This window comes from Tateyamaria pelophila, assembly GCF_019966495.1.
Lineage (GTDB): Bacteria > Pseudomonadota > Alphaproteobacteria > Rhodobacterales > Rhodobacteraceae > Tateyamaria > Tateyamaria pelophila.
In genome coordinates this window covers 1-2,317 of record NZ_JAIMIA010000269.1, presented here as the reverse complement: position 1 = coordinate 2,317, position 2,317 = coordinate 1, and the positions used below count along the sequence as shown (strand labels likewise).

At 56.7% G+C, this 2,317-nt stretch carries 1 protein-coding gene; it reads left to right on the top strand.

Features of this window, described 5'->3' with window-relative positions; translation table 11 throughout:
• Nucleotides 1-262: 262 nt before the first annotated feature.
• On the top strand, nucleotides 263-2,317 hold a 2,055-nt coding region (locus LC354_RS27505), incomplete at its 3' end, for a PAS domain-containing protein (RefSeq protein ID WP_223429111.1).

Below are 2,317 nucleotides of genomic sequence, written 5' to 3'. Positions count from 1 at the left end.
GAGGTAAAAGATACTTGATCCGCAGGCCTGATCAGGCGATCTTCGCGTCAGATGGCAGGCCACTTGGGGAATGTCGGCTAAAGGGATATTCTATTTTCAATTCACCAAATTTGGTATCTGGAAAGTGGACAAGACCAGCACGTCCTTACTGTCATCTGAAGCGATTGGCTTGCCAACCGTTTGCGCGTTTTCGTGGGATATTGCCCAGGAATGCGCAATTCTATCTTCAGAGGCGCAAATGGTGTTGGGCACACGCAGTCCCATGAGCGCCGATGATTTTTTCAAGTGTGTTCACTCCGATGACCGCCTGACGCTCGAAGCGGAAGCCGTTCAGCATTTTGCGCAAGGCGGAGAATTTACCCGCGCTTTCAAGTTCGTCAGGCCGGATGGAGCGATGCGCCACATCATATGGCATTCGTCCTTTGAGCGACCCGCCGATGCGGCGCTTGAGCGGATCGGCGGTCTGTTTATAGACGTTACGCAATCTCGTATGGCAAACCCAGCGGTCGCCCCGGATCGCGAAACAGTGTTAGGGTCCTATGATCTCGACCTCCACAGCGGAGAGTTGCAGTGGTCTCCCGAATTGCGATCCGTTTTTAACAGGCAGGAGGGGGTTTCCGTGACGGAGGAAGCCGTGCGCGAGTGTATACACCCTGACGATCGGGGGTGGGTCGTGGCCCGCATGCACGCGCTCAAGTCGATACCTGGCCCCTATGCGCTCAGTTTCAGGGTGGTCCAGCCGGATGGCGAAGTGTTGCGGGTACGAGACACGGGCATGGCGCATGGCTCGGACGATCCGACGCGCCGACAGGTCAGCCGCGTAACCGGGCAACTCATCGACGTTTCCGATGCCTCTGACGGAAATGACCTCAGCGCGCTGGCCAACGACACCTTCTGGCGGTTGGTCGATACTGCACCGATTGGCGTTTATCTCGTCGATGCCGACATGAAGATGGCACGCGTCAATAAAAGCGGGCTGGCCGCGTTCGCCGAAATTGACAACCTGATCGGGCGCAGTCTCGACGAGATACTGCACATCCTCTGGCCTGATCATTTTGCCGCCGAGGCGGTTGCACAGTTCCGTCACACACTTGATAGCGGGGATCGGTATGACGCGGAGCCGGTGATCGAGGACCGTGCAGACCGCAAGACGCTGGAAGCCTATGACTGGAGTATCGAGCGCATCATGATGGAGGACGGAAGGCCCGGCGTCCTGTGCTATTTCTATGACCTCACCGAAAGGGTGCGCAATGAGCGGGCGCTGGAAGAACAGCGCCAATTGCTGAGCCTTGCGTACAAATCCGCCAACATGGGTGCGTGGGAAGTAGATGTGAACAGCGGTGACACGGTCGTGACCCCGCATCTGTCGGCACTTTTCGGGCACCCGGACTTCAAGGGCAGCTTTACTGAACTGTTCGAGCGTGCGATCCATCCGGACGATCTTTCACGCTTTAACGAGGCATTCATGGCGTCGGTGGAGTCCGGCAAGCGGTTTGATGAGGATTTCCGGATCCGAGTGAACGGAGAGACCCGCTATATCGCCACGAGCGGAGAGGCCATTTATGACTTCGAAGGGCGTCCTTCCAAGTTCATCGGCATCAATCAGGATGTCACCGACCGAAAAATGGCCGAGTTCGCCGTACTTCACAGCGAACGTCGGTTGCGGGCCGTCATCAACAAGACGATCGCGTTTATGGGGGTCCTCACACCGGAGGGCATATTGCAGGATGTCAATGAACCCGCCTTGGAATTTGCAGGTCTACCCGCAACCGAACTGCTGGGCAAACCGTTCTACGAGACATTCTGGTGGACTCATGATGAGACAGCTTCCAATCGGTGCAGGGACGCCGTAATCGCCGGGCAGGCGGGTCAGACAGAACGTTTCGATGTGGTCGTCCGTGGCGCGGGGGACACTTTGGTCACGATCGATTTCATGCTTGCGCCGGTCTTTGACGATGACGGCAATTTGCAAATGTTGGTCGCGTCAGGCTTTGATATTTCTGCACGGGAGGAGGCCCGCGCCAGAGAGAAAGACCTGATGGGCGAGATCAATCATCGCACCAAGAACATTCTGGCGCTTGTTCAGTCCGTGGCGCGTCAAACGGCCAAGAGCGGTGACGGGGATTTCCTTCCGCGCTTCGAAGGCCGACTGAATGCGTTGGCAAAAGCGCAGGACCTTCTGTTTGAAAGCTCGGTTGACAAGGTTGAACTTCATGACCTGATCGGATCGCAGTTAAACCCCGACATTCCCCAAGTGGCCTGCCATCTGACGCGAAGATCGCCTGATCAGGCCTGCGGATCAAGTATCTTTTACCTC